Consider the following 23904-nt stretch of genomic DNA (forward strand, 5'->3'; position numbering starts at 1 on the left):
CATAAGTTCGATTAACCTTGATAACCATAACCTTTCAATTTTCTTTCGTCTGAACGCCAGTTTTTATCGATTTTGACATATAAATCTAAAAATATTTTCTTCCCAAAAAATCGCTCTAAATCTCTACGTGCTTCTCTACCGATTCGGTTTAAGGCTTTTCCTTGATGACCTATAATAATGCCTTTTTGAGTTTTACGCTCAACCATTATTGTCGTGTTGATATTGATGATATGATCTAATTCTTCAAAAGCTTCAGTTTGAACTTCTACACTATAGGGAATTTCTTTTTTGTAGTGCATCAGAATTTTTTCGCGTACAACTTCATTTACAAAAAAGCGTTCAGGTTTATCTGTCAAACTGTCTTTTGGGTAAAAAGCTGGTGATTCAGGTAATTTCTCTACAATTTTTTTAAAAACTTCTTCAATCCCAAAATTATTTAGAGCCGAAATGGCATAAATTTCTGCATGGGGCAACTTAGCTGACCAATCTTCAAGAGATTGTGCTACAAGTTCTTCAGTGCTTTTATCAATTTTGTTGAGCAAAAGCAAAAGAGGTTTGTCAGTGTTTTGAATTTGATGAAAAATCTCATCATTTTTTGGCGATTTCTCTCCTATTTCAATCATATAAATCAATATATCTGCGTCATCTATAGCAGATGTAACAAACTTCATCATTGCATCTTGCAGTTTGTATGCGGGTTTGATGATGCCTGGCGTGTCACTGAAAATGGCTTGAAAATTATCACCATTGACAATCCCCAATATACGATGTCGTGTTGTTTGTGCTTTTGAAGTTATGATTGACAATTGTTCACCTACAAAGGCATTCATCAATGTTGATTTGCCAACGTTTGGGTTACCAATAATATTTATAAAGCCAGCTTTATGTTTAGTCATGCTTAAGATTGAGAACCATAAATTTTTTCGAATAAGTCTTTGTATAACTCTTTAATTTCTTTTCGTTTTAGTTTTAAGGTTGGTGTAAGATGACCTGCTTCAATACTCCATTCGTCTTTTGTAAGTTCAAAACGCTTAATTTTTTCCCATTTACCAAAACCTTGGTTGTAAAAGTCAATTTCTTCTTGGTATCTATCAATCACTTTTTGATGTTTTATGAGTTCTGATCGGTCTTTATAGTCAATATGTTTGCGTTTTGCCCATTCTTCAAGAAATTCAAAATTAGGTTGGATAAAAGTCGCTGGCATTTTTTGACCTTCACCAACAACCATAATTTGCTCTATAAAGCGAGATTGTTTTACCTTATTTTCAATGATTTGTGGTGCTATGTATTTACCGCCAGAAGTTTTAAACATCTCTTTTTTACGATCGGTTATTTTTAAAAACCCTTCGGTGTCTATCTCGCCAATATCTCCTGTATGAAAATATCCGTTTTTTAATACCTCTTTTGTTTTTTCAGGGTCTTTGTAGTAGCCTAGCATAACTTGTGATTCTTTGACTAATATTTCGCCGTCGTCAGCAATTTTAACTTCGGTTTCTGGGATAGGTTTGCCAACCGTTCCAATCTTGAAGCCTCTATTGCGTTGGTCATTTACAGCTATAACTGGTGAGGTTTCTGTCAATCCATAACCTTCCATCACTTTGATACCAGCCGCATTAAAAATTCTAGCTAATCTTGGCTGAAGTGCAAGACTTCCTGATGCTACCACTTCAAGATTACCGCCAAGAGCCTCTTCCCATTTACTAAAAATAAGTTTTCTAGCCAGAGATAATTTTACTTCATACCACCAACCATTGGCTTTGTAAGGTTCGTATTTTAAACCAAGGTCAACTGCCCAAAAGAATAGGGCTTTTTTGATTCCGCTTAATTCTGTACCTGTGGCTATAATTTTATCGTAAACTTTTTCGAGCACTCGCGGAACAGCTGACATTACTTCGGGTTTAACTTCTTTGAGGTTTTCACTTATGGTATCTAAAGACTCTGCAAAATATATACTTACGCCACTGTATTGATACATATATAGCAACATTCTTTCATAAACGTGGCAAGCTGGCAAAAAACTTAATGCCTTAGCATTTCCGTAATCTAAAGGTAATCTAGTTGCACTGTTTATGGCATTACTGGAGATATTTTTATGAGATAACATCACGCCTTTGGGTCGTCCTGTAGTGCCAGAGGTGTAAATCAGCGTAGCTAAATCGTTTTCGTTTACGGCATCCATTCTTTTTTGAACCTCATCTTGAAGCGATTCGTCTTGCCCTAAGTCTAAAACTTCTTGCCAATTTTGTGCTGAACTTATTTCGTCAAAAGTATAAACGGTTTTTAAAGATTTGACCTCATCTTTTATTTTCAAAACTTTTTGTAGAACATCATTATCAGAAACAAAACAGTGTGTAGATTCGCTATGGTTTAGCACGTAAGCATATTCGTCTTCTGAAATATTTGGATATATTGGGACATTTTGTGCCCCGATTTGCATCACGCCAATATCAACTATATTCCATTCTGTTCTGTTATTGGTTGAAATAACAGCAATTTTATCATTAGGTTTGACACCAAGTTTTATCAAACCTCTACTCAGTGCATTGGCTTTATCGATATAGTCTTGCGTTGAAAGTGACTTCCATTCACCATTATATTTAGTGACTAAGGCTTTTTTTAAAGGGTAATTTTCAAGTTGATAATAAGGGAAATCAAAAAGGCGTTTAAGAGCTTTCATTTTTAATTCAATTTAATTAGGATATGCAAAATATAAATTTTATTAATAAAAAACTAATTTTTATTTAACATAAATAAGAAAGTGTCAAATTTTTTATAAATCTATAATTTGATCAGTAAAACTCAAATCGGTATTGATGATTTTCTATCTAAAATGGTATTGAAGTGCAGTCCAAATGTTAAATTCAGCGAGTAAAATGTAATTTTCTATTTCGTTTATCGATTTGTTTTCAAAAAGTTTTTGATCGTTTTATGTTTTCAAACATTGTTTTTTTGATAATGGTAAAGCGATAGTTTTTTAAACGGTCTTAATGATTTTTAGACTTAGATTATATCGTATCAACCGACAATTTTTTTTTAGCCGATACATTTGGTTTATCTCATCTAAACCAAGCGTGAAACCATGATCCAAATACGTATATTTGTACAGACGTTTGGGTGTTTTTTGATACCAAACAATAATTTGTTTTAATATTATGTCGAACTGGTTGAGCCTTTTCCGATGGTCAAATTTGATTATTATTCTTATAAGCCATTTTCTGTTGAGATATTCGTTTTTAAAACGTTTTGAAATAAACTCAATTTTAAATCTTTTTGATTTTTCTTTAGTGAGTTTTAGTATAATTTTGATTGTCATGACTGGCAATGTCATTAACGACATATTTGATATTAAAACCGACTTTGTCAATAAACGCCAAAGACCACTGGCACAAAAAAAGATTGGAGTTTCACAAGCCTATTCAATTTATGTGATATTAAATTTGATAGCCATTGTCATTTGTCTTTATATCAGCTATAATTTGCAACGATGGGCTCTTGTTGGAGTAGAAGTTTTAGTTATTATTTTGTTGTATTTGTATGCTAAATTTTTAAAAGCTGTTCCAATCTTAGGTAATGTTTTGGTAAGTTTATTAGTCAGTTTATCATTTGTTTTAGTGCTTTATTTTGATGTGAATATAAGTATTTTGCTTGATCAAAAGATTTTTAAATGGGTTTTATTTTATAGTGTATTTGCATTTTGGACTAACCTTAACCGCGAATGGATAAAAGATATCATCGATATCAAAGGAGATTATGCACAAAAGATTTCAACATTACCTATACTAATAGGAAAATCAAGAATGAATACATTGATTTTTATTTCCACACTGTTTCTCATCCTGACCTTACTTTTGGGTGTTAAAGTTTATTTGAAAGCAAATCTTTTCTTTGTATTATATTTTATATTTGGAGTGTGCATACCGTTGGCAATTGTAATGTATAAAATTTGGAACGATGAAAATCACATCAGTTATAAAAAGCTCAGCCTAATTTATAAATTCACTATGCTAATTGGGGTTTGCAGTTTAATATTATTTAAAATATGAAACATTTAAACCAACATAAATTCATTCTTGCTTCAGGCTCGCCACGACGACAACAATTTTTAAAAGATTTGAATATTCCTTTTGAAATACGCTTAAAAGCTATTGAAGAAAATTTTCCTGACACACTCTACAAAGAAGAAATTCCAGAATATTTAGCCAAATTGAAAGCGAATGCCTATGATGACTTAGCATCAAATGAGATTCTAATAACAGGCGATACCATTGTTTGGCATAATGAAAAAGCCCTAAACAAAGCAGAAGATAAGCAAGAAGCCTTTGAGATGATATCATCTTTGCAAAACTCATGGCATCACGTTATCAGTGCATTTTGTTTAAAAACTAACGACAGATTAGTCGTAAAAAGTGAAGTGACCAAAGTGTTTTTTGACACTTTAGATGATAAGGATATTTGGTATTATGTCAACAACTACAAACCCTTTGATAAAGCTGGGGCTTATGGCATTCAAGAGTGGATTGGACAAATAGGCATTTCAAAAATTAAAGGTTCTTATTTTAATGTCATGGGATTCCCAACGCATTTATTTTATCAAACCCTAAAAGAATTTATAAGATGAAGTTTCTATTAAAAATTACTGCTTTCATTTTTTTACTTTTGTCATGTCAGCAAAATCAAACTGAAAAACAACAGGAAGCACCGACAAATCCCAAAGCTTATTCATATCTCAATTTGAGTGACAAATTTAAATCTCACTGGTTTGATGGCAAAGCCGAAGTCGCTAGTTATGACTTGACCCAAATGCGCTATGGCGAACCTCGTCAAGGCTCAGCGGTGTTGATTTTTGTAAAGGAACCTTTTTTGCCCCAAGCTCAAGTCAAAGCCAACACAGCCACAGATAAAACTGTAGATGTGATGAAACTGAATTATACTAAAAAGTTTAATACTGGAATTTATCCTTACAGCATCATGCAATCCGTCTTTTTACCTTTAACGACTCAGCCACATGCTATAAAAGTTACTGCTTCAACCCAAGAATGGTGTGGACAAACCTATATGCAACTCAACAATAGAGAACAATTTGACATTAAAATGCATTCTTATTTTGAAGGTGAAGCTGACCAAGAACTAAAACTTGACAAACATCTTTTAGAAAACGAAATATGGGTTAAATTGAGAATAAACCCAACAGATATTCCAAAAGGCAAATTAAAAATCATTCCAGATTTTTCTTTCTTTAGATTAAAACACCAAAAAATAAAAGCTTATAAAGCTGAAATTTCACAACTTAAAAAAACAGATACACTATTGACAACACTGAATTATCAAAATATTGATAGAATGCTTAAAATTTATCAAGAACCAGAATTTCCTTTCACTATTCTGAAATGGCAGGAGATAGACAAAGACACCACAGAAGCCACACTTAGTAAAAAAATGCGTATTGACTACTGGACAAAAAATGCTAATCAATATGATTTTTTAAGAGATAGTTTAAATTTAAAATAACCCATGAAAAATTTTTTTAATCAACACCAAAGTGAAATCATTCTTACACTAATTATTATTGTGAGTTTGATTATCCTGCGTTTTATCTTAAAGAAAATTGCTGTTGGTATTGCAAAACGCAGAGATATCAACGTTCACCGAACAACACTTATAGTTAGATATATCAATACTTTAGCTACATTTATAGTTCTATTTTCAATTCTTTTAATTTGGGGTATTGAGCCGAGTCAAGTCGCCTTGGTGTTTTCATCTGTATTTACTGTGATAGGCATCGGTCTGTTTGCTACTTGGTCTATCTTGAGTAATATTACTGCTGGGGTAATATTATATTTTTATTACCCTTTTAAAATTGGTGATAAAATAAAAATTCTAGACAATGACTTTCCGATTGAAGCTGTAATTGAAGATATCAAAACTTTTCATATGCATTTGATTACAGACAATGGCGAAGTGATAACCTATCCTAATAACCTGATTTTACAAAAATCAATTTCAATAATAAATACACAATAACACAAAAAAATATTAAAACAAAAATTTATACCATCAAGATTTCAAAAACACTGAACTGATACAAATAATAATTTTTGAGACGCTGTGTTTAAACCGAAAGTATAATCTTTTGAAATAAACCGAAAAAGGCAGAAATAATAAGTTCAGAATTAATCTAATGTCGTTAGCAAAAACGCATATCATTGCAGAAAATCGAATGTTATTTTTAACGACTTAAAACACCTGCTTGCCACAAGCTGGCATCTCGGAATTACACTTTTCATCTTTTTATTGACAATAGTATTCGTTCACGTTGGCTAAAAGAATAATGCTTGCTAAGTCGCCGATCCAATAAAAATCCTCGCAACAAAAACCTGTGTTTTTAAAATCTTTATTGTGCCAAATTGGCATAACAATCAATCTTTAATCTCCTCACAAAGTTCCACCAAAACCCCGTGCGACGATTTGGGATGCAAAAACACAATACGCTTGTTATCTGCACCAGCTTTGGGTTGGTCGCTTATCAATTGAAAACCTTCAGATTTCAACCTTTCAATCTCAGCCTCAATATCAGCCACATCAAACGCGATATGATGAAGACCTTCGCCTCGTTTTTCAAGATATTTCGCTATCGGCGAGTCGTCTTGAGTCGCTCCTAAAAGTTCAATTTTGCTTTCCACCGTTTTAAAAAAAACCGTTTCAACACCTTCACTTTCAACACGTTCAGATTGATATGCTGATTTTCCTAACAAGGTTTCGTAGGTTTGTTTGGCCACTTCCAAATCTTTCACAGCAATGCCCAAATGCTCAATTTTTCTCATCATTTTTATTTCCAAAGATATAAATAATTTCTATGACGACAGCCGTGTTATCCGCTTTAGTCCGCCATAACCAGCTTACAAAGTCAACTTCCAAAAAGAGCTTCCTGCCGGTCGCTTTTTTGTTGTGACTTTGTATAAGCCGCTTATGTTACGGGCTATCGCTCCTACCACTGTCGCAAACCCTAACACCGATAAACCATTATTTTTTAAGAATAATACTACAAGAAACCTTAGCAAATTTGTATTTTTGAACAAAACAATATTTTATGAGATATCAACCCATAGACAAATCTTTATTTGTAGAAAATCGCAAAAACTTCACCGCTAAAATGAAACCTAATGCCTTAGCGGTTTTTAATTCCAACGACATTTATCCTATTGGTGCAGACAGTACAATTCCTTTTCAGCAAGATAGAAATATCTACTATCTCAGTGGCGTTGACCAAGAAGAAAGTATTTTAGTGCTGTTTCCAGATGCTCCAAAAAACAAGCACAAAGAAATTTTATTTCTTAAAGAAACCAACCCGCATATTGCCGTTTGGGAAGGCGAAAAATTAGATAAAGACCAAGCCTTTGAAACTTCAGGTGTCAAAACAGTATATTGGCTAAAAGATTTTCATAAAGTCTTTCACGAATTGATGTCGCAAGCCCATACAGTTTATATCAACACCAATGAGCATTATCGTGCCAATCCCGACACTCAAACCCGCGAAGACCGTTTTAATATTTGGCTAAAAGAAAATTATCCCGCACATCAAGTTGCAAAGAGCAATCCTATTCTACAACGCTTACGTTCTGTCAAGCACCAATTAGAGCTTGACACCATGCAGCAAGCTTGTAATATCACAGAAAAAGCTTTCAGAAGAGTTTTGAAATATACCAAACCAGGTGTTTGGGAATTTGAACTTGAAGCTGAAATTATGCACGAATTTTTAAGCAATCGCTCTAAGGGTTTTGCTTACACACCAATTATTGCCAGTGGCAAAAATGCTACTGTCCTGCATTACATCGAAAACAAAGCCCAATGTCAAGACGGACAAGCCATCTTGTTAGACGTCGGTGCAGAATATGCCAACTATTGCAGTGATATGACACGCGTTATCCCAGTTTCGGGAAGATTTACCAACCGACAAAAACAAATTTACAATGCGGTAAACAAAGTCAAAAAAGAAGCGACAAAACTACTCGTTCCTGGCACACTTTGGGAAGAATATCACGTTGAAGTCGGTAAAATGATAACCTCAGAATTACTTGACCTCAAACTGTTAGATAAAGCCGATGTGCAAAACGAAGATCCTGATTGGCCAGCTTACAAAAAATATTTTATGCACGGCACATCTCATCATATCGGTCTTGATACGCACGGTTATGGACTTTTGCACGAACCTATGAAAGCTAACCAAGTCTTTACCGTTGAACCTGGTATTTATCTTCCCGACGAAGGCATAGGCGTAAGATTAGAAGACGATGTTGTGATTCAAGAACAAGGCGAGCCTTTCAATTTAATGCGAAATATCCCAATTGAAATTGAAGAAATTGAAGATTTGATGAATGCTTAATTTTTTAGCTAAAACTATTTTTTCTTAACTGAAACAAAATTTGATTTTTGGTCATAAAAACGCCATGGCAGTTTAGCATCTTTGCCAGCATAATCAACGCCAACTCTAGTTGTAGCGACTATATCAGCTGTATTACCTTTAGCTTTCTCAAACCATATGGTTTTTGAACATACCGATTTTTGATTGTGATTAAGGTTTAAACCAAGGGCTTGGCTGACATTGCCAGTACCAGAAGTTAGCGTTTTGTCAAATTTTGTTTTTTGGCGTCTTTTCTTCATAGTTTTTAAACCTTTGTCGGGTTCAAAAGCACGGATTAAAATAGCATCAGCATGACCATTGGTATTAGTTACAACATTAAAAAGATGGTGTATGCCGTAGCACAAATAAATATAGGCAATTCCACCAGGTTTATACATAACAGAAGTCCGATTGGTAAACTTTCCAAGGTGGGCGTGACAAGCTTTATCTCCATAACCTGCATAAGCTTCTGTCTCAGTTATGACACCAGAAGTCAATTCATCATTGATAAGGGTAAATATTCTACAACCAATAAGTTGCTGGGCAATATTGACAACATCTGATGATTGAAAAAACTTGGGCTTTATTTTTTTTCGTTTCATTAAATGGGCATTAATTTCAATTTTACTAAATTTATAAACTAATTAAAGAATTCTTTTAATATGCAAAATTCAGAAGATCCTTTTGTAAAAAAATGGAAAAAAGTAAGAGAAAAAGGACTGAAAAAATATTTAATTTCTACAGGCTTGAGTTTCGGGATTTTACTTTTTGTCGTGTTAACCGCTTGGAATTATTTTGTATCTGAGCAAGCTTACGAAACCACTAGTATCTTTTTAGTTCAACTCGTCATTACAATTGTTTTCGGCGGTGGTTTATACGCTTTAATCACTTGGCATCTCAACGAATATATTTATAAAAAGAAAACTAAATCCTAAAATTATTAAATGAATTGCTTTATCATAAAACCTTTTATTTTTTGTTAGAAATCAATGTAGCTTAAAATTAAATCATAAACTTTAAAAATTATTTTCTTTTCGATAATTACAACAATTTATATAAGCCTCTCAAATACAAATATTTATATAAACACTTGATTAATTTTGATAATAAGGATAAAAATTACTGTATTAAATAAAAGTTAACAAATACAATTTTTTAGACTTTCATACGTCTAATATAATGCTAGGATGAAGTTTTTCATAATAGATTGGTTAGTTAATGCAAAACCCCGACTCTTTTGAGTCGGGGTTTTGTTGTTTTTACACTTGTCAATCTTCAAACTTCAACACATAAGTGTTCTTTTTTCCTTTATTGATTAAAACGTATTTATCATTAATCAAATCCTGAGAAGTCAATTGATAATCTTTTGCTACTTTAGTTTTATTAACGGCTATGGCATTTTGTTTTAAAGCTCTTATCGCTTCTCCATTTGATTTTAGAAATTCAGACTCGGCAACTAAAGCGTCAATAATATTCAAGCCGTTGTTTAACTTATCCCATGAAATGTTAGCAGTTGGTACGCCCTCAAAAATTTCATTAAAGGTTTGTTCATCTAAAGATTTTAAATCGTCTAAAGTGCTTTTACCAAACAAAATATCAGATGCTTTTTGAGCGAGCTCTAAATCTTCTTTAGAATGAACTCGTGCTGTGACTTCTTCTGCTAATGCTTTTTGTAGCAAACGTAGATGTGGAGCTTCTTGATGTTGAGCTATTAAATTTAAAATATCATCTTTGGGTTTTATGCTAAATATTTTAATGTATTTCACCACATCTTCATCAGAAGCATTGATCCAATACTGGTAAAATTTAAAAGGCGATGTTTTTTTGGCATCCAACCAGACATTTCCACCTTCAGATTTTCCAAATTTAGATCCGTCGGCTTTGGTGATCAGTGGTGTTGTCATTGCATAAGCTTCGCCTTGACCTTTTCGCCTGATGAGCTCTGTACCAGTAACAATATTGCCCCATTGGTCTGAACCGCCAAGTTGTAATTTTACATTTTTGTTTTTCCACAAATAATAAAAATCATAACCCTGCACCAATTGGTATGAAAATTCTGTAAATGAAAGTCCTGATTCCAGTCGAGATTTTACAGAATCTTTTGACATCATATAATTGACAGTGATATGTTTACCTACGTCTCTAATGAATTCTAAAAAACTAAATTCTTTAAACCAGTCATAGTTATTCACAACCTCAGCAAGATTGTTGCCTTCAAAGGCTAAAAATTTTTCAAGTTGTTTTTGAACGCATTTTAAATTGTGTTGTAAAGTATCTTCATCTAATAAATTGCGTTCAGCAGATTTCCCTGAAGGATCACCGACCATTCCTGTGGCTCCACCAACCAAAGCAATAGGCTTATGTCCGCATTTTTGAAAATGAACTAAAGTCATTATTTGAACCAAATTGCCTACGTGAAGTGAATCTGCTGTTGGATCAAAACCCACGTAAGTCGCGGTCATTTCTTGGTTGAGACAATCTTGTGTGCCAGGCATCACATCGTGAATCATTCCCCGCCATTTGGCTTCTTCTATAAAATCTTTAAGCATAAGATATTGTTTAGATTTTTTATTTATTAAAGTTTGGCAAAGATATTATTTTCAAAAACTAATCTTTTGTGCATTTGTTTATATTTACCGAATGATTTTAATTTCTGGTGCTACAGGATTTCTCGGAACGCATTTACTCAAAAATCTGTGTGTTAACAACACGGAAAACATCAGAGCTTTATACCGAAGTGAAGACAAAAAAAAATACACCATAAACTTTTTAAAAACTCTAATACCTGCTGAATTTCAAAATAAAATTAGTCAAATTGAATGGATTAAAGCCGATATTTTAAACATTTCCGAGTTAGAACAAGCTTTTAGAAATATTAGATTTGTTTACCATTGTGCGACTTGGGTTGGCAATTCGCCTCGTGATTATAACATGATGAGAAAAGTGAATATAGAAGGCACAGCCAATATGGTAAATCTATCTATTGCAAATCAAGTTGAAAAATTTTGTCACGTCAGTTCAGTAGCTACTTTAGGTCAATATACAGACTCAACTGTTACAGACGAACAAGCCCCAAGAGACACAGAGCGGTATTGCAGTCGCTATAGCATCACTAAATTTGGTGCAGAAATGGAAGTTTGGCGAGCTTCTCAAGAAGGTTTAGATGTTGTTATTGTCAATCCTGGTGTGATTTTAGGATCAGGTTTTTTTGACTCTGGTAGCGGTTTGATTTTTGATAAAGTTTTAAATAACTTTAAATTCTATCCACCTAAACAAACAGGTTTTGTTTTTATAGACGATGTCATTCAAGCGATGTTGAAACTTATGCAATCTGATGTAAAAAATCAACGTTATATCTTAGTGGCTGAAAACACGAGTTTTAAAAATGTGATGGAAAAAATAGCAAAAGTTTTTGATTGCAAACCTCCAAAATACAAAGTCAATAAACCAATTTTGTATTTACTCTGGGCATTTCAAAATATTTTAAGTTTGTTTAAATCTCAAAAAACACAAATCACTTTAAATACGATAAGACAAATCTATTCAAAGCAGGTTTTTAACAACAAAAAATCGATTCAAGATTTAGGTTTAAGCTATACTTCTTTAGACGAAGCTATAAATCTTATATTTGAAGATTATAAAAAATTAAAAACAACAACTTAAAATATGGATCAAAAAGGAAAGCTTTACCTAATCCCTACTCGACTTGGCGACCAACCACCGCTTGAAGTTTTGCCACTTTCTATTCGAAAAAAAATTACAGATATAAATCACTACATTGTTGAAAATGAAAAAGTAGCTCGTCGATTTATCAAAAAAATTGTGCCATCAAAAAGTCAAGATAAATTAGAGATCAACATTCTTAATAAATTTACCCAAGACATTGAAATTCCCGAATTTTTAAAACCCTGTGAAGAAGGACAAGACATTGGTTTGATGACAGATGCGGGCTGTCCTGGCGTAGCCGATCCAGGTTCAAAAGTGGTGAATCTTGCCCATCGCCAAAATATAAAAGTTGTTCCTTTAGTTGGACCGTCTTCCATTATTTTAGCTTTAATGGCAAGTGGTTTAAACGGGCAAAATTTTGCCTTTAATGGCTATTTACCTATTGAAAAAGCCGAATGCAAAAAGCACATCAAACAGCTCGAAAAGCACTCAGAAATCAACAATCAAACTCAAATTTTTATAGAAACTCCTTATCGCAACGAACAACTTTTTGAAACGTTTTTAAAAACGCTTAAACCCCAAACTCAACTTTGTGTCGCTGTAGATTTGACTTTGACTTCAGAATTTATTTTAACCAAAAGCATCAAAGAATGGCAAACTGAAAAACCCGATTTGCACAAACGCCCAGCTATTTTTATTTTTCAGTCTTGATTTTAAGATTTAATTATAAATAAATCAAAGCATTACAAGCACATAGACTTTTATATTTGTGGACTTATAAAGCAGGCAAAAACTCTCCAAAACATTAACCTTAGAATGAAATTCATCTGTTCTTTAATGCTAGTTGTTTTTAGCTTAACCTGTTTTTCTCAAGAAAAATTTAGCATTAGCGGTAGTATAAAAGACATTGAAAATAACGAAACGCTTCTTGGTGTCAACGTGATTGTCGAAGAACTCAATACTGGCACGGTTAGCAATGCTTATGGATTTTATTCTTTAACGCTTCCAAAGGGAAAATATACGCTGACTATCAGCTATATAGGATTTAAAACATTATATGAAACAATTACACTTGACCGCGATATTAAAAAAGATTTTTTTTTAGTTCCATCTTCAGAGCAACTTGATGAAATCACTATTACTGATAATTTTGAACAGCAAAATATCCGTCAACCAGAAATGAGCTTAAACCGTCTCAAACAATCCACTATAAAACAAATCCTCGTTGTGTTTGGCGAATCTGATGTTTTAAGGTCTATTATCCAACTTCCAGGCGTTACCAATGTAGGCGAAGGCTCGTCAGGCTTTAACGTCCGCGGTGGTAGTGCTGACCAAAATTTAATCCTTTTAGATGAAGCTGTTATATTTAACTCTTCGCATTTGTTTGGCTTATTTTCAGTGTTTAACCCCGAAGCTGTCAAGGATTTGAAACTCTATAAAGGTGGTATTCCTGCACAATACGGCGGTCGTGTCTCTTCGGTTTTAGACATCAAACAAAAAGATGGCAACAACAAAGAACTTCAAGGCGAAGCAAGTATTGGCATTATTTCAAGCAAACTTCTAATGGAAGGTCCTATTCAAAAAAATAAAAGTTCTTTTTTAATCAGTGGTCGTTCTACTTATGCACACTTGTTTCTAAAACTTTCAGACAACCCAAATTCTGCTTATTTCTATGATTTTACGGCTAAGGGAAACTACATTTTTGACAAAAATAACAAACTGATATTGTCGAGTTATTTCGGTCGGGATTTCTTCTCTTTAGACGGCAGTTTTACAAATATTTATGGTAACAGTTTTGTTAACTTGAGGTGGAATCACGTATTTAACGATCAGTTATTTAGTAATATAGCTATCATTGGCGGAGAATATATTTTTGATTTGGACACAGAAAATGTTGGATTTAATTTTAGAAGTGAGATACAAAATCTGAACTTTAAATACGACTTCAATCATTACATATCAGACGAGTTTCAATTAAATTATGGACTGAATAGCTTTTACTACATTTTCAATCCTGGAAAAATAAAGCCTACAAGTGAAGACTCAGGAATCAACGAAGACCAACTCACCAAAAAATATGCTGTTGAAACCGCTGTTTTTCTATCTGCAGAACATCAAATAACCGATAATCTATCCGCAGAATATGGATTGCGTTGGAGTAGTTTTTTTAGATTAGGACAAGACGAATTGAATGTATATGACAATGATTTACCTTTAATTTATAATCAACAATTTGGGATTTATCAACGAGCAGAACCCATTGGAACTCGAAGTGATAGCCGTTCTGACGTTATTAAAACCTATCATAATCTTGAACCACGTATTTCTATGGCTTATGCCTTCAATAATAATTCATCTGTCAAAGTTAGCTATAATAGGATGACTCAATATCTTCATCAGATTTCCAACACCAATTCACCAACACCAGTTGATGTTTGGGCACCAAGTGGACCATTTTTAAAACCGCTTCAACTCGATCAATTTGCAGTGGGATATTTCAAAAACCTAAAACAAAGTCAGTTTGATTTATCATTTGAAGCCTTTTATAAAACGACTAACAACAAACTCGACTTTATAGACGGTGCAGATTTAATCGCCACTGATGCCATTGAACAAGAAACCCTAAACGGTGAAGCCAGAAGTTATGGTCTAGAACTAATGTTAAAGAAAAACAGAGGACGATTCAATGGTTGGATTGCTTATACGCTATCTCAAGCTGAGCAACGCACTCCAGGAAGATTTACGAATGAGCCTGGCATCAACAATGGCGAATGGTATTTAGCAAATTATGACAAAACCCACGATTTAACCGTTTTAGCAAACTATCAATGGAATAAGCAATGGACGTTTAATCTCAATTTTACGCTACGCACAGGTCAGCCTGTCAATTTTCCAGTGGGTCAGTTTAGTTTTCAAGGTTTGACTGTTCCCGTTTTTGAAGGACGAAACAATGACCGTTTACCAACATTTCATCGTTTAGATTTGTCGGCAACCTATAAACCGAAACCCCAAAAAGAAAGACAATGGAAAGGCTATTGGAATTTTGGGATTTACAATGTTTACAGTCGTAAAAATGCAGCGTCTATAAGTTTTGAAGAAAATAGAAACACAGGGCAAAATGAAGCCGTAAGATTTTCTATCTTTGGCATAGTGCCATCTGTTAGTTATAATATTGAGTTTTAAGTTTATAATAGAAAAAAGTATTAAAATGCTAAGTAATAATTGATTTATGAAAAAATACATGATTTTGTTTTTTAGTTTTTTCCTGATTTTATCTTGTGAAGATGTGATTGATGTTGACTTAAATGAAGCTGAAGAAAGATTGGTTATAGAAGCTTCAATGTTTAGACAAAAAGGATTTACAGGCAATAATCAACAAGTAAGAATTACCAAAACCCGTGGTTTTTTTGAAGATAGTTTGACCACAGTAGATGATGCTGTTGTTACTGTTACTAAAGACGATGGACAAATTTTTGAATTTGTTCACGACACTGCTGGATTTTATAGAACTTTTCAATTTGATGCGGACTTAATGGAAAAATATTACTTAAAAGTAGAAGTTGACGATGAAATTTATACCGCTGAAGAAACTTTTATGCCTGTTGTAAGAATAGACTCCGTCACTCAACGCAATGATGCTGGCTTTAGTGGTGATGAAATTGAACTCAAAGCCTACTATACTGACCCAGCTGGAGAAGATAATTTTTATTTATTCACCTTTTTTGTCAACTTTGTTCAATTTCCAATCACAGAAATATTTGATGATGAATTTTTTGATGGAAACACAATTTTTGCACTATATAGAGAAGAAGAGCTTTCAACGGGTGATCAAGTAACTATCAGAAACTTTGGGTTGTCTAAACAATTTCACGATTATATGTTTGTGCTTCTCAATCAAATTGGTTCATCTGGAGGTCCTTTTCAAACTCAGCCTGCAACCGTTCGTGGTAATATTATAAATGAAACCAACCCAGATCACTTTCCTTTTGGGTATTTTAGCTTATCAGAAACAGATCAATTTATATATACCGTTCAATAATGGCAGAAGATTTTAAAAAAATAACAGAGCAAAATTCCTATTATAATGATTTAGAACAAAAATCAGTTTCTGAATTGACTAAGATAATTAATAAAGAAGATCAAACTGTTGCAAATGCCGTAGAAAAATCATTATCTCAAATTGAAACCTTAATAAAAGAAGTGGTCAAACAAGTTTCTTCAGGCGGTCGATTGTTTTACATTGGTGCAGGCACAAGCGGCCGACTCGGGATTTTAGATGCCAGCGAATGTCCACCAACTTTTGGCGTCAGTGATGATGTGGTGATTGGACTGATTGCTGGCGGAGATCAAGCCATTAGAAAAGCCGTAGAATTTGCTGAAGACAATACTGAATTAGGTTGGCAAGATTTACAAGCTTACAATATCCACAAAGGCGATATCGTGATTGGCATTGTCGCTTCAGGCACGACACCTTATGTGCTTGGTGCTATTGAACATTGTAAATCTCACAATATTCCAACAGGTTGTATCACTTGCAATCCAAAAAGCCCTTTAGCCAAAGCTGTAGATTTTCCAATAGAAGTGGTTGTTGGACCAGAAGTGGTTACTGGTAGCTCTCGTATGAAAGCTGGCACGGCACAAAAAATGATTTTGAATATGATTTCTACTGCATTAATGATAAAACTCGGTCGCGTTGAAGGTCACAAAATGGTAGATATGCAATTGAGTAATCACAAGCTCGTCAATCGAGGTGTGCAAATGATTCGTGAAGCTTTAAAAGTAAGCGAAGCTAAAGCAAAACAATTATTAAACCAACATAAAAGCGTAAGACAAGCCATAGCCAATGGACAGAAAACACACCAATAAAGAGTTACTTAAAAAAGGGATAAAATATTTAGCAGCCGCTTTGCCTCTGTCGCTTTTAGGTCCGTCTGTTTTATATTCTGCGTTTAATAATCAAGACCATACTTATTTTTTACCAGTCGTTATCATAGGATTTTTACTCTTTTTTGGTGCCATGTTTTGTATTTTTAAAGGAATTATGACAATTGTTAAGGCGATTTTTGATTAGATTTAATTATTGCTATATCTACTATTGCTCAAAAAACACATTATTTGGCAGATAAAATTCACCAGAACTTGATAATATTTCAAGTTTAAAGCTATCTGGGTTTAAACTTGAATAAGTTATTCTAATGTTACCATTTCCATTAAAAGATGGACTTTCAAAACTTCCTTCAAATATATTTTCTGAAACTTTAGATAATGAAATGCAAAATTCTGTTTCATCATCAGAGCAATCAATTTTACCACCAGTATAAAACACAGAACAATAGGTGCCTTGATAGGTGTCATTACCTATACTTTCTAAACTTATCTCTGTTTGATTCTTATCCTGATATTTCCAATTCCAATTCCCACTGATGTCTTGAGAGATCATATTATTGGAAAATACTAAAAAAATAAAAAATATAAATATATGTTTCATGATTAACAATTTACGTTTGTTTTATTATTTTCGGATTTATCTAAAAATTCATTGACCCTGTTTGTCCAACCATCGATAAATTTTTGAAATGTATTATTATTAATCTCTAAAATACCTGCATTAGGGTTTTCTTCTAAATATTTATTAACGCTATTTTGAGTAATAGTATTGTAATATTGTTGTCTATTATTCTTAAAGGTATTATATAATAATACTATATCGTCAAACTGATTCAGAGCGGTTATTGTTTGAGGACCCATAACGCCATCAGAGGAAACATTTTCTCCTAATTGGTTTAAAGTTTCTTGTAGAGTTTTAACAGCATTACTTCCAGCATTAACAAAAAAATCAAAAAGTAGCCATCTTATATCACCATCATTAATATCATCTGCTAAAATAGGATCCCAATATCTTGACCTGTAAATTAATTTAGCCTTTTCTTCTGTCAAAGCTTGTAAATTTTCTAATGTTGGTTCTATACCAAGCACATTCTGAGCATTTTCTAACCATACATAGTATGATATGCCCTTATTAGTAGGACCTCCTTTGTCAACAGGGTCATTTACAAAGCCACCTTCTGTATTAAATAAATCTTCCATTCTTAATTCAAAAGTATTACAATCCTCATCGTCCACACATTCACCCTCAACACAAAGCACAGGTGTAGTCACATCAGAACATTGTAAAAACCCATTAATCTCTTCTCCTACTGGAATACACTCATCTTCATCATCCTCATCATCTTGGTTACTTGAAGAATCATTATTTTCGTCATCAGAATTGGTTGAACCACCTCCGCCACCAGATGTGGATCCATCGTTTGGATCATTGCCATCAGGGCAATTTGGATCTACTTCACAAGGAATATCCCCTCCATCTGTTCCATTATCTCCACCATTATTAGGATCTGTTGTAGTACATCCATCACCAGACCCACCACCTTCGTTACCATCAGTAGGTGTAAATTCAGGGCAAGCAGTTGGAGTATATGTTATAAACCAGTTACCTCCTCCTAAATACTCTGAATTCATCGTCGCACATGTATTTGGTCCAAACATGTATACATTTGTACCATTATCGTTTACACAACAAGGGTAAGATAAACAAGGATTTACATCGTTACAAACTAATGATGATGATTCAGTTCGAGGAAACTCACCTGAATCATCAAAAGGTATAAGTATATGATTTTCATGTAAATTGGTTGGCTTTATACCATTTGCTATTTGTGTTTTCTGATCTTCTGTTAGCGGATATTTCATGATATAAGCTTCATAAGAACCATCATTACGTTTACTTAAAAACAAATTATGCAACTCGTCGTCTATATAAGTATTAACAATTTGGTAGGTAAAAGATTCATAGTCGCCTGCTTGTATATGTGCAACATAATCCTCTTGTATGGTCACGTCATATTCTGGTAAATAAGTCGTCTTTGCCAGAATATTATCATATCTATCTTGACCTATGCTACTCTTTAAATATTGGGCTTTAATTAAGCTAAATCGTTTTATCACTTTGTTGACTTCTGGTTTGTCTTGGTAGGCTTTTCTTGATACATACTCTAACTTTATAGAGTTTTCTTTATTATTTTCAAGTGCACTGACGACTTGATTATCTTTCTCACAAGCTAAAATTAAGCATAAAACTAATAGGTATAAAGCTTTTTTCATAACAAAAAAGTTAAACAGAAACTTCTGCTAAAATAGAGAGAGAGAGAGAGAGAGAGAGATAGATAAGTGCTTTTAACTTTATTTTAACGTTTAAAGTTAAAGTGGTATTTACATTTACCTTCTGTATTCAAGGAATATTTTTACTTTTTTTGGTGCGATGTTTTGCATTTTTAAAGGGATTATGACGATTGTTAAGTCTTTATTTGAGTGATGACTTCTTATTAATTAATCGACTTTTGTAAGTATAATATTTGTGGGTATATTAAAAGTTCTATCATCATCAGCCCTTTTTAAACCTCTAGTTCTTCTTACCTGCCATGTTGCTGTAGTCAATCCCGGCGTATTTGAAAGCTGTATTACCATCTTAAGCTCTCCAGAAAGCTGACCATATGGGTGAGTTACGGTGTTATCTGTAAAAGTCGCACCTAATTCTGTTCCATCACTTCCTCCAAATATTACAGGACCATATTTATAACCAAAGCCGTTATCTTTATTAGATTCATAGATTAATGATTCTAGGTTATTACCTAAAACTTCCACCATTTCAAAATCTCCTCTTATATCTTCATCTTCATCTAAATAAAGTATTACTCTAAAGATTTGATTGTTATTTTCCCATTCCCAAGTTCCAACAAAAGGGTCATTTATATTTTGAGAGAAAATATTTAAAGTAACAAATATAAAAAATATATTTAATATTATTTTTTTCATGATTTCTTAAAAATTTAATTACAATTATCTTCTTTGATATTATTAGGTGAATTAGGGTCATAAGTTACTTTCGAGAACGTATTAAAATCTTGATCGGCTTTAAACATATTAAGACCCAAATCTGCTTCGTTAAGTAATTCTAAAAATGCACCTAAAACTTCAGTATTATCTAAATTTGATGCTTTTATTTTCGAATTTTTATTGCTATAAAATTTATTTTTAAATTCTTGCCATTTAATTTTATTTTCATCCCAGATATTCATCACGTTAAGATCAGATGTTTGAGGCATTTCGGGATTTAATAAATAATCCATAGCATTCAAAAACTTTTGATCATCACCAATTGTAAAAGCATAGTAAGTTCCTTTTCCGGTTGATAAAAATGTAACAAAATTATCATCTAATTGGTCAAAACTTGCAAGTCTTGCAATTTCAATTAAGTCGTCTAAAGAAAATACTGATTCTGTATCGCCTTCTGGAGTTGATGTCGTTTCATAATGATAATGTGCAAAAGCTTGAAATTTATTAGTTAATCCTGTGGGGATTCTTACCTCAGGTTCATTTGGTGTGCCTTCTTCAAATATAATAGTGTTAACACTTTCAAATTTTGAACAAGACTTTTCAAAATTGATATTAGAATCATCATCCAGACTTTTTAAAACTGTTTTGAAATTTGGATTTTGTTCTAAAAAATTTGTTACTTCATCGCACTCATCCTGCACAAGTTGGTCTTGGCAAGCTACTAAACATACAACAGGAGTAGTCACATCAGAACATTGTAAAAACCCATTAATCTCTTCTCCTACTGGAATACACTCATCTTCATCATCCTCATCATCTTGGTTACTTGAAGAATCATTATTTTCGTCATCAGAATTGGTTGAACCACTTCCGCCACCAGATGTGGATCCATCGTTTGCACCATTGCCATCAGGGCAATTTGGATCTACTTCACAAGGAATATCCCCTCCATCTGTTCCATTATCTCCACCATTATTAGGATCTGTTGTAGCATCCCATCACCAGACCCACCACCTTCGTTACCATCACCAGACCCACCACCAGGGCAAGCAGTTGGAGTATATGTTATAAACCAGTTACCTCCTCCTAAATACTCTGAATTCATCGTCGCACATGTATTTGGTCCAAACATGTATACATTTGTACCATTATCGTTTACACAACAAGGGTAAGATAAACAAGGATTTACATCGTTACAAACTAATGATGATGATTCAGTTCGAGGAAACTCACCTGAATCATCAAAAGGTATAAGTATATGATTTTCATGTAAATTGGTTGGCTTTATACCATTTGCTATTTGTGTTTTCTGATCTTCTGTTAGCGGATATTTCATGATATAAGCTTCATAAGAACCATCATTACGTTTACTTAAAAACAAATTATGCAACTCGTCGTCTATATAAGTATTAACAATTTGGTAGGTAAAAGATTCATAGTCGCCTGCTTGTATATGTGCTACATAATCTTCTTCTATGGTCACGTCATATTCTGGTAAATAAGTCGTCTTTGCCAGAATATTATCATATCTATCTTGACCTATGCTACTCTTTAAATATTGGGCTTTATTTAAGCTAAATCGTTTTATCACTTTGTTGACTTCTGGTTTGTCTTGGTAGGCTTTTCTTGATACATACTCTAACTTTATAGAGTTTTCTTTATTATTTTCAAGTGCACTGACGACTTGATTATCTTTCTCACAAGCTAAAATTAAGCATAAAACTAATAGGTATAAAGCTTTTTTCATAACAAAAAAGTTAAACAGAAACTTCTGCTAAAATAGAGAGAGAGAGAGAGAGAGAGAGAGAGAGAGAGAATAGTTTTTAACTTTATTTTAACATTTAAGACTAAAGATTAGTTCTTGTTTGTCTTGTATATTCATGGAAATTTTTTGCTTTTTTTTGCGCCATGTTTTACATTTTTAAAGGAATTATGACAATTGTTAAGGCGATTTTTGAGTGAATAGTTAATTTTATTCTTGTTTAAAATATTTATTTAAACCCGAAATACCTCCTGATGGTCTTTGAAAAACAAGAATCAGTAAATTGTCTTTAAGAGTGTTTATTTCATATCTATTTGTCGTTTCTGAATTACCAACTTCATCGAGTATTAAGGTATTAAAAGGTACTCCATTTACTAATTCTTTATTTATGCTCCAAGTATAATTTATATATAATTGTCCATCACTAAATTTTTCAGCACTACCATCATTATTAAAAACGAGTCTATTATCAAAATTTGATCCTTCAGGAATCCATGATCCTAAAATTTTTTGATTTAAAGATGTTGCATCAGGTTGAATCTGTGCTTTGCAACTTATACTAAAAAGAAACATAAACACTATCAAGTTAAAAGTTATTGAATTCTTCATTTTATAATAATTTAATTACATTCTATTTCTTCTACACAATCATTAAAAATTGACTTTCTATCATTGAGCCCATTATCACCTCCGTTTACTTTTTGGGTGACATTTGTTACGGTCAATGGATCATCAATTTTATCTAATACATTATTTTTAAAATATGTATTATACTGATATAGGTTGACTCTTTTTTGGTTATTGATTAGATTATCGATCAAAAGTTATTTCCAATTTTTTTTCTGCCTTTTGAATGCATTTAAAAAAATTAGAATAACTTTTTACTTTGTGCTCATATTTTAATTTCCTGTAAATTTAAGTTATTTTTTCTATACGACTTGTATTTGATGTTCGGATTTAAATGAACCTCTGCTGGTTTTCTAAGGTCAAGACTAAAATGCGTTCTTAGGTTATTATAAATATATACAGCTTGATGAGTCATATCTCTAGCTATTTCAGTGTTTTTGATGGTTTGCTTTAAACCATATTCATATTTAAGAGTTCTGTTAATTCTTTCAGCTACAGCATTTTCATAAGGGTCGTATTTGTTCGGTCATGCTCATTGTAATACCATTGTTTTCAGCAAAACTTGTGTATTTAGGATTACAATACTGGAAGCCTCTATCGGAATGATGAATGAGTTCTTGGTTAGGGTACTTTCTGTTTTTAATAGCCATAGCGAGTGCATCTTTGCAAAGCGATGTTCTCATATGGTTGTCGAGTTTATAACCCATAATTTGTTTAGAATAGGCGTCTGTAACCAAGGCGAGATAGTTGTGTCCGTTTTGCGTTTTAATATAAGTGATGTCGCTTACCCAGAGTTGTTCAGGTCTTCTGGGAACTTGGTCTTTTACAAGGTTTTTATATTTTTTGTACATGTGGTTAGAGTTAGTTGTGGTGATGTAATTTTTACTTTTTGGAACAAGTAGATTATTGTGTTTTAAAAAACGATAGAACTTGTCTCTACCTATCTTAATATCGGTATCTATGAAGTCTTGTTTCAATTCAGCATATAGCTTGATACCACCTGTTTTAGAGCCAACTTTCTTACGATAATCTTTAACCATTTTAATTAGTTTTTGATGGTCTATTTGTTGTTTTTGTTGGGCTTTAAGTCGTTTGTAGAAGGCTTGTTTAGTGATCCCAAAACATCCATAGAGCCATTTTCTTTTATACGGTCTTTCTTCTTTCGCTCTATCTCTTTTGCTAATGTTTTGGGCAACGACTTTTTTGCCATATCCACTCCTGTAATGAGTTCCATATCAGCAATGATGTCTTGCTGAAAGTCTTTAACGAACTCCAGTTCTTCGATCTTTTCTTTTAATTTCTTGATTTCTTGATTTTTACTCATACCTATTTTTTGTTGGGCTAAGGTACTATAAATTCTTAGCCAGTAGGAAATAGTTGTCCGAGGAACGTCATATTTCTTTGAGGCGACTTTTCTTGAGAGCTGACCGTTTACGATTTGGTCAACAACTAATAATTTGGTTTCTAAAGTTACTTTTTGGTAGCTTTTTTTTCGCCGTTGTTCTTTTTTTGATTTCATAAGTGACTATAATTAATGGTTTAATTTTTAGTCAACCTA

The 23904-nt window shown here is 33.0% G+C and carries 27 protein-coding genes; 13 read left to right on the forward strand and 14 right to left on the reverse strand.

The features are described 5' to 3' along the window. Positions 1-11 precede the first annotated feature (11 nt). Positions 12-896, reverse strand: a complete 885-nt coding sequence (gene era, locus IGB25_RS07735) for a GTPase Era (RefSeq protein WP_211064515.1) — start codon at positions 894-896, stop codon at positions 12-14. 2 nt (positions 897-898) lie between these two features. Next, positions 899-2677 (reverse strand): long-chain fatty acid--CoA ligase, encoded by a 1779-nt coding sequence (locus IGB25_RS07740; RefSeq protein ID WP_211064516.1) that lies wholly within the window; start codon positions 2675-2677, stop codon positions 899-901. A 541-nt stretch (positions 2678-3218) separates the two neighbouring features. Between IGB25_RS07740 and IGB25_RS07745 the strand changes: the two genes are divergently transcribed. The 4 genes from IGB25_RS07745 to IGB25_RS07760 are packed head-to-tail and all read left to right on the forward strand — an operon-like array spanning position 3219 to position 6021. Beyond that, positions 3219-4043, forward strand: coding sequence for a UbiA family prenyltransferase (locus tag IGB25_RS07745; protein ID WP_211064517.1), 825 nt, complete (start codon positions 3219-3221; stop codon positions 4041-4043). Beyond that, complete coding sequence (locus IGB25_RS07750) at positions 4040-4618, forward strand: Maf family nucleotide pyrophosphatase (protein WP_211064518.1); 579 nt, start codon at positions 4040-4042, stop codon at positions 4616-4618. The genes IGB25_RS07745 and IGB25_RS07750 overlap by 4 nt, the downstream gene beginning before the upstream one ends. Further along, positions 4615-5508: a septum formation inhibitor Maf gene (locus IGB25_RS07755; protein WP_211064519.1), complete on the forward strand. Its 894-nt coding sequence runs from the start codon at positions 4615-4617 to the stop codon at positions 5506-5508. The genes IGB25_RS07750 and IGB25_RS07755 overlap by 4 nt, the downstream gene beginning before the upstream one ends. Positions 5509-5511: 3 nt before the next feature. After that, positions 5512-6021: a mechanosensitive ion channel domain-containing protein gene (locus tag IGB25_RS07760; RefSeq protein WP_211064520.1), complete on the forward strand. Its 510-nt coding sequence runs from the start codon at positions 5512-5514 to the stop codon at positions 6019-6021. A gap of 395 nt (positions 6022-6416) precedes the next feature. Here the strand turns inward: IGB25_RS07760 and mce are convergent, their stop codons facing one another. After that, the gene (gene mce / locus IGB25_RS07765) at positions 6417-6824 is read right to left on the reverse strand and encodes a methylmalonyl-CoA epimerase (RefSeq protein WP_211064521.1); all 408 of its coding nucleotides are present in this window, start codon (positions 6822-6824) and stop codon (positions 6417-6419) included. A gap of 263 nt (positions 6825-7087) precedes the next feature. Here mce and IGB25_RS07770 point away from each other — a divergent pair, with 263 nt between their 5' ends. Continuing rightward, positions 7088-8380 carry an aminopeptidase P family protein gene (locus tag IGB25_RS07770; RefSeq protein ID WP_211064522.1) on the forward strand — a complete coding sequence of 431 codons (1293 nt, stop codon included), beginning with the start codon at positions 7088-7090 and terminating at the stop codon, positions 8378-8380. Between the two features lie 14 nt (positions 8381-8394). On the opposite strand, the gene IGB25_RS07775 is transcribed toward IGB25_RS07770, so the two are convergent. Then, positions 8395-9000 (reverse strand): DNA-3-methyladenine glycosylase, encoded by a 606-nt coding sequence (locus tag IGB25_RS07775; protein ID WP_211064523.1) that lies wholly within the window; start codon positions 8998-9000, stop codon positions 8395-8397. A gap of 60 nt (positions 9001-9060) precedes the next feature. Between IGB25_RS07775 and IGB25_RS07780 the strand changes: the two genes are divergently transcribed. After that, the gene (locus tag IGB25_RS07780; protein WP_211064524.1) at positions 9061-9333 is read left to right on the forward strand and encodes a hypothetical protein; all 273 of its coding nucleotides are present in this window, start codon (positions 9061-9063) and stop codon (positions 9331-9333) included. Between the two features lie 333 nt (positions 9334-9666). On the opposite strand, the gene tyrS is transcribed toward IGB25_RS07780, so the two are convergent. After that, positions 9667-10947 (reverse strand): tyrosine--tRNA ligase, encoded by a 1281-nt coding sequence (gene tyrS, locus IGB25_RS07785; RefSeq protein WP_211064525.1) that lies wholly within the window; start codon positions 10945-10947, stop codon positions 9667-9669. 91 nt (positions 10948-11038) lie between these two features. Here tyrS and IGB25_RS07790 point away from each other — a divergent pair, with 91 nt between their 5' ends. The 6 genes from IGB25_RS07790 (at position 11039) to IGB25_RS07815 (ending at position 17135) form a co-directional block, all read left to right on the forward strand. Continuing rightward, positions 11039-12061, forward strand: coding sequence for an SDR family oxidoreductase (locus IGB25_RS07790; RefSeq protein ID WP_211064526.1), 1023 nt, complete (start codon positions 11039-11041; stop codon positions 12059-12061). 3 nt (positions 12062-12064) lie between these two features. Further along, positions 12065-12775 carry an SAM-dependent methyltransferase gene (locus IGB25_RS07795; protein ID WP_211064527.1) on the forward strand — a complete coding sequence of 237 codons (711 nt, stop codon included), beginning with the start codon at positions 12065-12067 and terminating at the stop codon, positions 12773-12775. Between the two features lie 105 nt (positions 12776-12880). Beyond that, a complete protein-coding gene (locus IGB25_RS07800; protein ID WP_211064528.1) occupies positions 12881-15247 on the forward strand; it encodes a TonB-dependent receptor in 2367 nt (788 codons plus the stop codon). Positions 15248-15293: 46 nt separating this feature from the next. Then, positions 15294-16103 carry a DUF4249 domain-containing protein gene (locus IGB25_RS07805; protein ID WP_211064529.1) on the forward strand — a complete coding sequence of 270 codons (810 nt, stop codon included), beginning with the start codon at positions 15294-15296 and terminating at the stop codon, positions 16101-16103. Then, positions 16103-16930: an N-acetylmuramic acid 6-phosphate etherase gene (gene murQ / locus IGB25_RS07810; protein WP_211064530.1), complete on the forward strand. Its 828-nt coding sequence runs from the start codon at positions 16103-16105 to the stop codon at positions 16928-16930. Before IGB25_RS07805 ends, murQ begins: the two co-directional genes overlap by 1 nt. Then, positions 16908-17135, forward strand: a complete 228-nt coding sequence (locus IGB25_RS07815) for a DUF6095 family protein (protein WP_211064531.1) — start codon at positions 16908-16910, stop codon at positions 17133-17135. Before murQ ends, IGB25_RS07815 begins: the two co-directional genes overlap by 23 nt. A gap of 21 nt (positions 17136-17156) precedes the next feature. Here the strand turns inward: IGB25_RS07815 and IGB25_RS07820 are convergent, their stop codons facing one another. Next, positions 17157-17552, reverse strand: coding sequence for a hypothetical protein (locus IGB25_RS07820; protein ID WP_211064532.1), 396 nt, complete (start codon positions 17550-17552; stop codon positions 17157-17159). 2 nt (positions 17553-17554) lie between these two features. Next, on the reverse strand, positions 17555-19225 hold the full coding sequence (locus IGB25_RS07825; RefSeq protein WP_211064533.1) for a glycoside hydrolase family 108 protein: 1671 nt from the start codon (positions 19223-19225) through the stop codon (positions 17555-17557). Between the two features lie 112 nt (positions 19226-19337). Between IGB25_RS07825 and IGB25_RS15575 the strand changes: the two genes are divergently transcribed. Next, positions 19338-19436, forward strand: a complete 99-nt coding sequence (locus IGB25_RS15575) for a hypothetical protein (RefSeq protein ID WP_371815983.1) — start codon at positions 19338-19340, stop codon at positions 19434-19436. A gap of 14 nt (positions 19437-19450) precedes the next feature. Here IGB25_RS15575 and IGB25_RS07830 read toward each other — a convergent pair whose 3' ends face one another. From IGB25_RS07830 to IGB25_RS07860, 7 genes are all read right to left on the reverse strand, one after another. Beyond that, on the reverse strand, positions 19451-19936 hold the full coding sequence (locus tag IGB25_RS07830; RefSeq protein WP_211064534.1) for a DUF6705 family protein: 486 nt from the start codon (positions 19934-19936) through the stop codon (positions 19451-19453). Between the two features lie 14 nt (positions 19937-19950). Beyond that, the gene (locus IGB25_RS07835; RefSeq protein ID WP_211064535.1) at positions 19951-20703 is read right to left on the reverse strand and encodes a hypothetical protein; all 753 of its coding nucleotides are present in this window, start codon (positions 20701-20703) and stop codon (positions 19951-19953) included. A 179-nt stretch (positions 20704-20882) separates the two neighbouring features. Next, positions 20883-21704 carry a hypothetical protein gene (locus IGB25_RS07840; RefSeq protein WP_211064536.1) on the reverse strand — a complete coding sequence of 274 codons (822 nt, stop codon included), beginning with the start codon at positions 21702-21704 and terminating at the stop codon, positions 20883-20885. A 225-nt stretch (positions 21705-21929) separates the two neighbouring features. Further along, positions 21930-22328 (reverse strand): hypothetical protein, encoded by a 399-nt coding sequence (locus IGB25_RS07845; protein WP_211064537.1) that lies wholly within the window; start codon positions 22326-22328, stop codon positions 21930-21932. Positions 22329-22611: 283 nt separating this feature from the next. Then, entirely contained in the window at positions 22612-22830 is a 219-nt protein-coding gene (locus IGB25_RS15580; RefSeq protein ID WP_211066881.1) for a hypothetical protein, read from the reverse strand. Between the two features lie 19 nt (positions 22831-22849). Next, positions 22850-23461: an IS3 family transposase gene (locus IGB25_RS07855; protein ID WP_247653733.1), complete on the reverse strand. Its 612-nt coding sequence runs from the start codon at positions 23459-23461 to the stop codon at positions 22850-22852. Then, positions 23407-23865: a helix-turn-helix domain-containing protein gene (locus IGB25_RS07860; protein WP_247653451.1), complete on the reverse strand. Its 459-nt coding sequence runs from the start codon at positions 23863-23865 to the stop codon at positions 23407-23409. The genes IGB25_RS07855 and IGB25_RS07860 overlap by 55 nt, the downstream gene beginning before the upstream one ends. Between the last annotated feature and the right edge of the window lie 39 nt (positions 23866-23904).

It is taken from the genome of Flavobacterium sp. CS20 (assembly GCF_018080005.1).
Classification (GTDB): domain Bacteria; phylum Bacteroidota; class Bacteroidia; order Flavobacteriales; family Flavobacteriaceae; genus Psychroflexus.

What these genes read in the sequence shown, in the direction of transcription:
- IGB25_RS07755 (WP_211064519.1), top strand. Translation starts at nt 4,615, where the DNA reads ATGAAGTTTCTATTAAAAATTACTGCTTTCATTTTTTTACTTTTGTCA.
- IGB25_RS07790 (WP_211064526.1), top strand. Translation starts at nt 11,039, where the DNA reads ATGATTTTAATTTCTGGTGCTACAGGATTTCTCGGAACGCATTTACTC.
- IGB25_RS07830 (WP_211064534.1), bottom strand. Translation starts at nt 19,936, where the DNA reads ATGAAAAAAATAATATTAAATATATTTTTTATATTTGTTACTTTAAAT.
- IGB25_RS07795 (WP_211064527.1), top strand. Translation starts at nt 12,065, where the DNA reads ATGGATCAAAAAGGAAAGCTTTACCTAATCCCTACTCGACTTGGCGAC.
- era (WP_211064515.1), bottom strand. Translation starts at nt 896, where the DNA reads ATGACTAAACATAAAGCTGGCTTTATAAATATTATTGGTAACCCAAAC.
- tyrS (WP_211064525.1), bottom strand. Translation starts at nt 10,947, where the DNA reads ATGCTTAAAGATTTTATAGAAGAAGCCAAATGGCGGGGAATGATTCAC.
- IGB25_RS07815 (WP_211064531.1), top strand. Translation starts at nt 16,908, where the DNA reads ATGGACAGAAAACACACCAATAAAGAGTTACTTAAAAAAGGGATAAAA.
- IGB25_RS07800 (WP_211064528.1), top strand. Translation starts at nt 12,881, where the DNA reads ATGAAATTCATCTGTTCTTTAATGCTAGTTGTTTTTAGCTTAACCTGT.
- IGB25_RS07760 (WP_211064520.1), top strand. Translation starts at nt 5,512, where the DNA reads ATGAAAAATTTTTTTAATCAACACCAAAGTGAAATCATTCTTACACTA.
- murQ (WP_211064530.1), top strand. Translation starts at nt 16,103, where the DNA reads ATGGCAGAAGATTTTAAAAAAATAACAGAGCAAAATTCCTATTATAAT.
- IGB25_RS07750 (WP_211064518.1), top strand. Translation starts at nt 4,040, where the DNA reads ATGAAACATTTAAACCAACATAAATTCATTCTTGCTTCAGGCTCGCCA.
- IGB25_RS07825 (WP_211064533.1), bottom strand. Translation starts at nt 19,225, where the DNA reads ATGAAAAAAGCTTTATACCTATTAGTTTTATGCTTAATTTTAGCTTGT.
- IGB25_RS07860 (WP_247653451.1), bottom strand. Translation starts at nt 23,865, where the DNA reads ATGAAATCAAAAAAAGAACAACGGCGAAAAAAAAGCTACCAAAAAGTA.
- mce (WP_211064521.1), bottom strand. Translation starts at nt 6,824, where the DNA reads ATGATGAGAAAAATTGAGCATTTGGGCATTGCTGTGAAAGATTTGGAA.
- IGB25_RS07780 (WP_211064524.1), top strand. Translation starts at nt 9,061, where the DNA reads ATGCAAAATTCAGAAGATCCTTTTGTAAAAAAATGGAAAAAAGTAAGA.
- IGB25_RS07775 (WP_211064523.1), bottom strand. Translation starts at nt 9,000, where the DNA reads ATGAAACGAAAAAAAATAAAGCCCAAGTTTTTTCAATCATCAGATGTT.
- IGB25_RS07740 (WP_211064516.1), bottom strand. Translation starts at nt 2,677, where the DNA reads ATGAAAGCTCTTAAACGCCTTTTTGATTTCCCTTATTATCAACTTGAA.
- IGB25_RS07845 (WP_211064537.1), bottom strand. Translation starts at nt 22,328, where the DNA reads ATGAAGAATTCAATAACTTTTAACTTGATAGTGTTTATGTTTCTTTTT.
- IGB25_RS07820 (WP_211064532.1), bottom strand. Translation starts at nt 17,552, where the DNA reads ATGAAACATATATTTATATTTTTTATTTTTTTAGTATTTTCCAATAAT.
- IGB25_RS07840 (WP_211064536.1), bottom strand. Translation starts at nt 21,704, where the DNA reads ATGAAAAAAGCTTTATACCTATTAGTTTTATGCTTAATTTTAGCTTGT.
- IGB25_RS07770 (WP_211064522.1), top strand. Translation starts at nt 7,088, where the DNA reads ATGAGATATCAACCCATAGACAAATCTTTATTTGTAGAAAATCGCAAA.
- IGB25_RS07805 (WP_211064529.1), top strand. Translation starts at nt 15,294, where the DNA reads ATGAAAAAATACATGATTTTGTTTTTTAGTTTTTTCCTGATTTTATCT.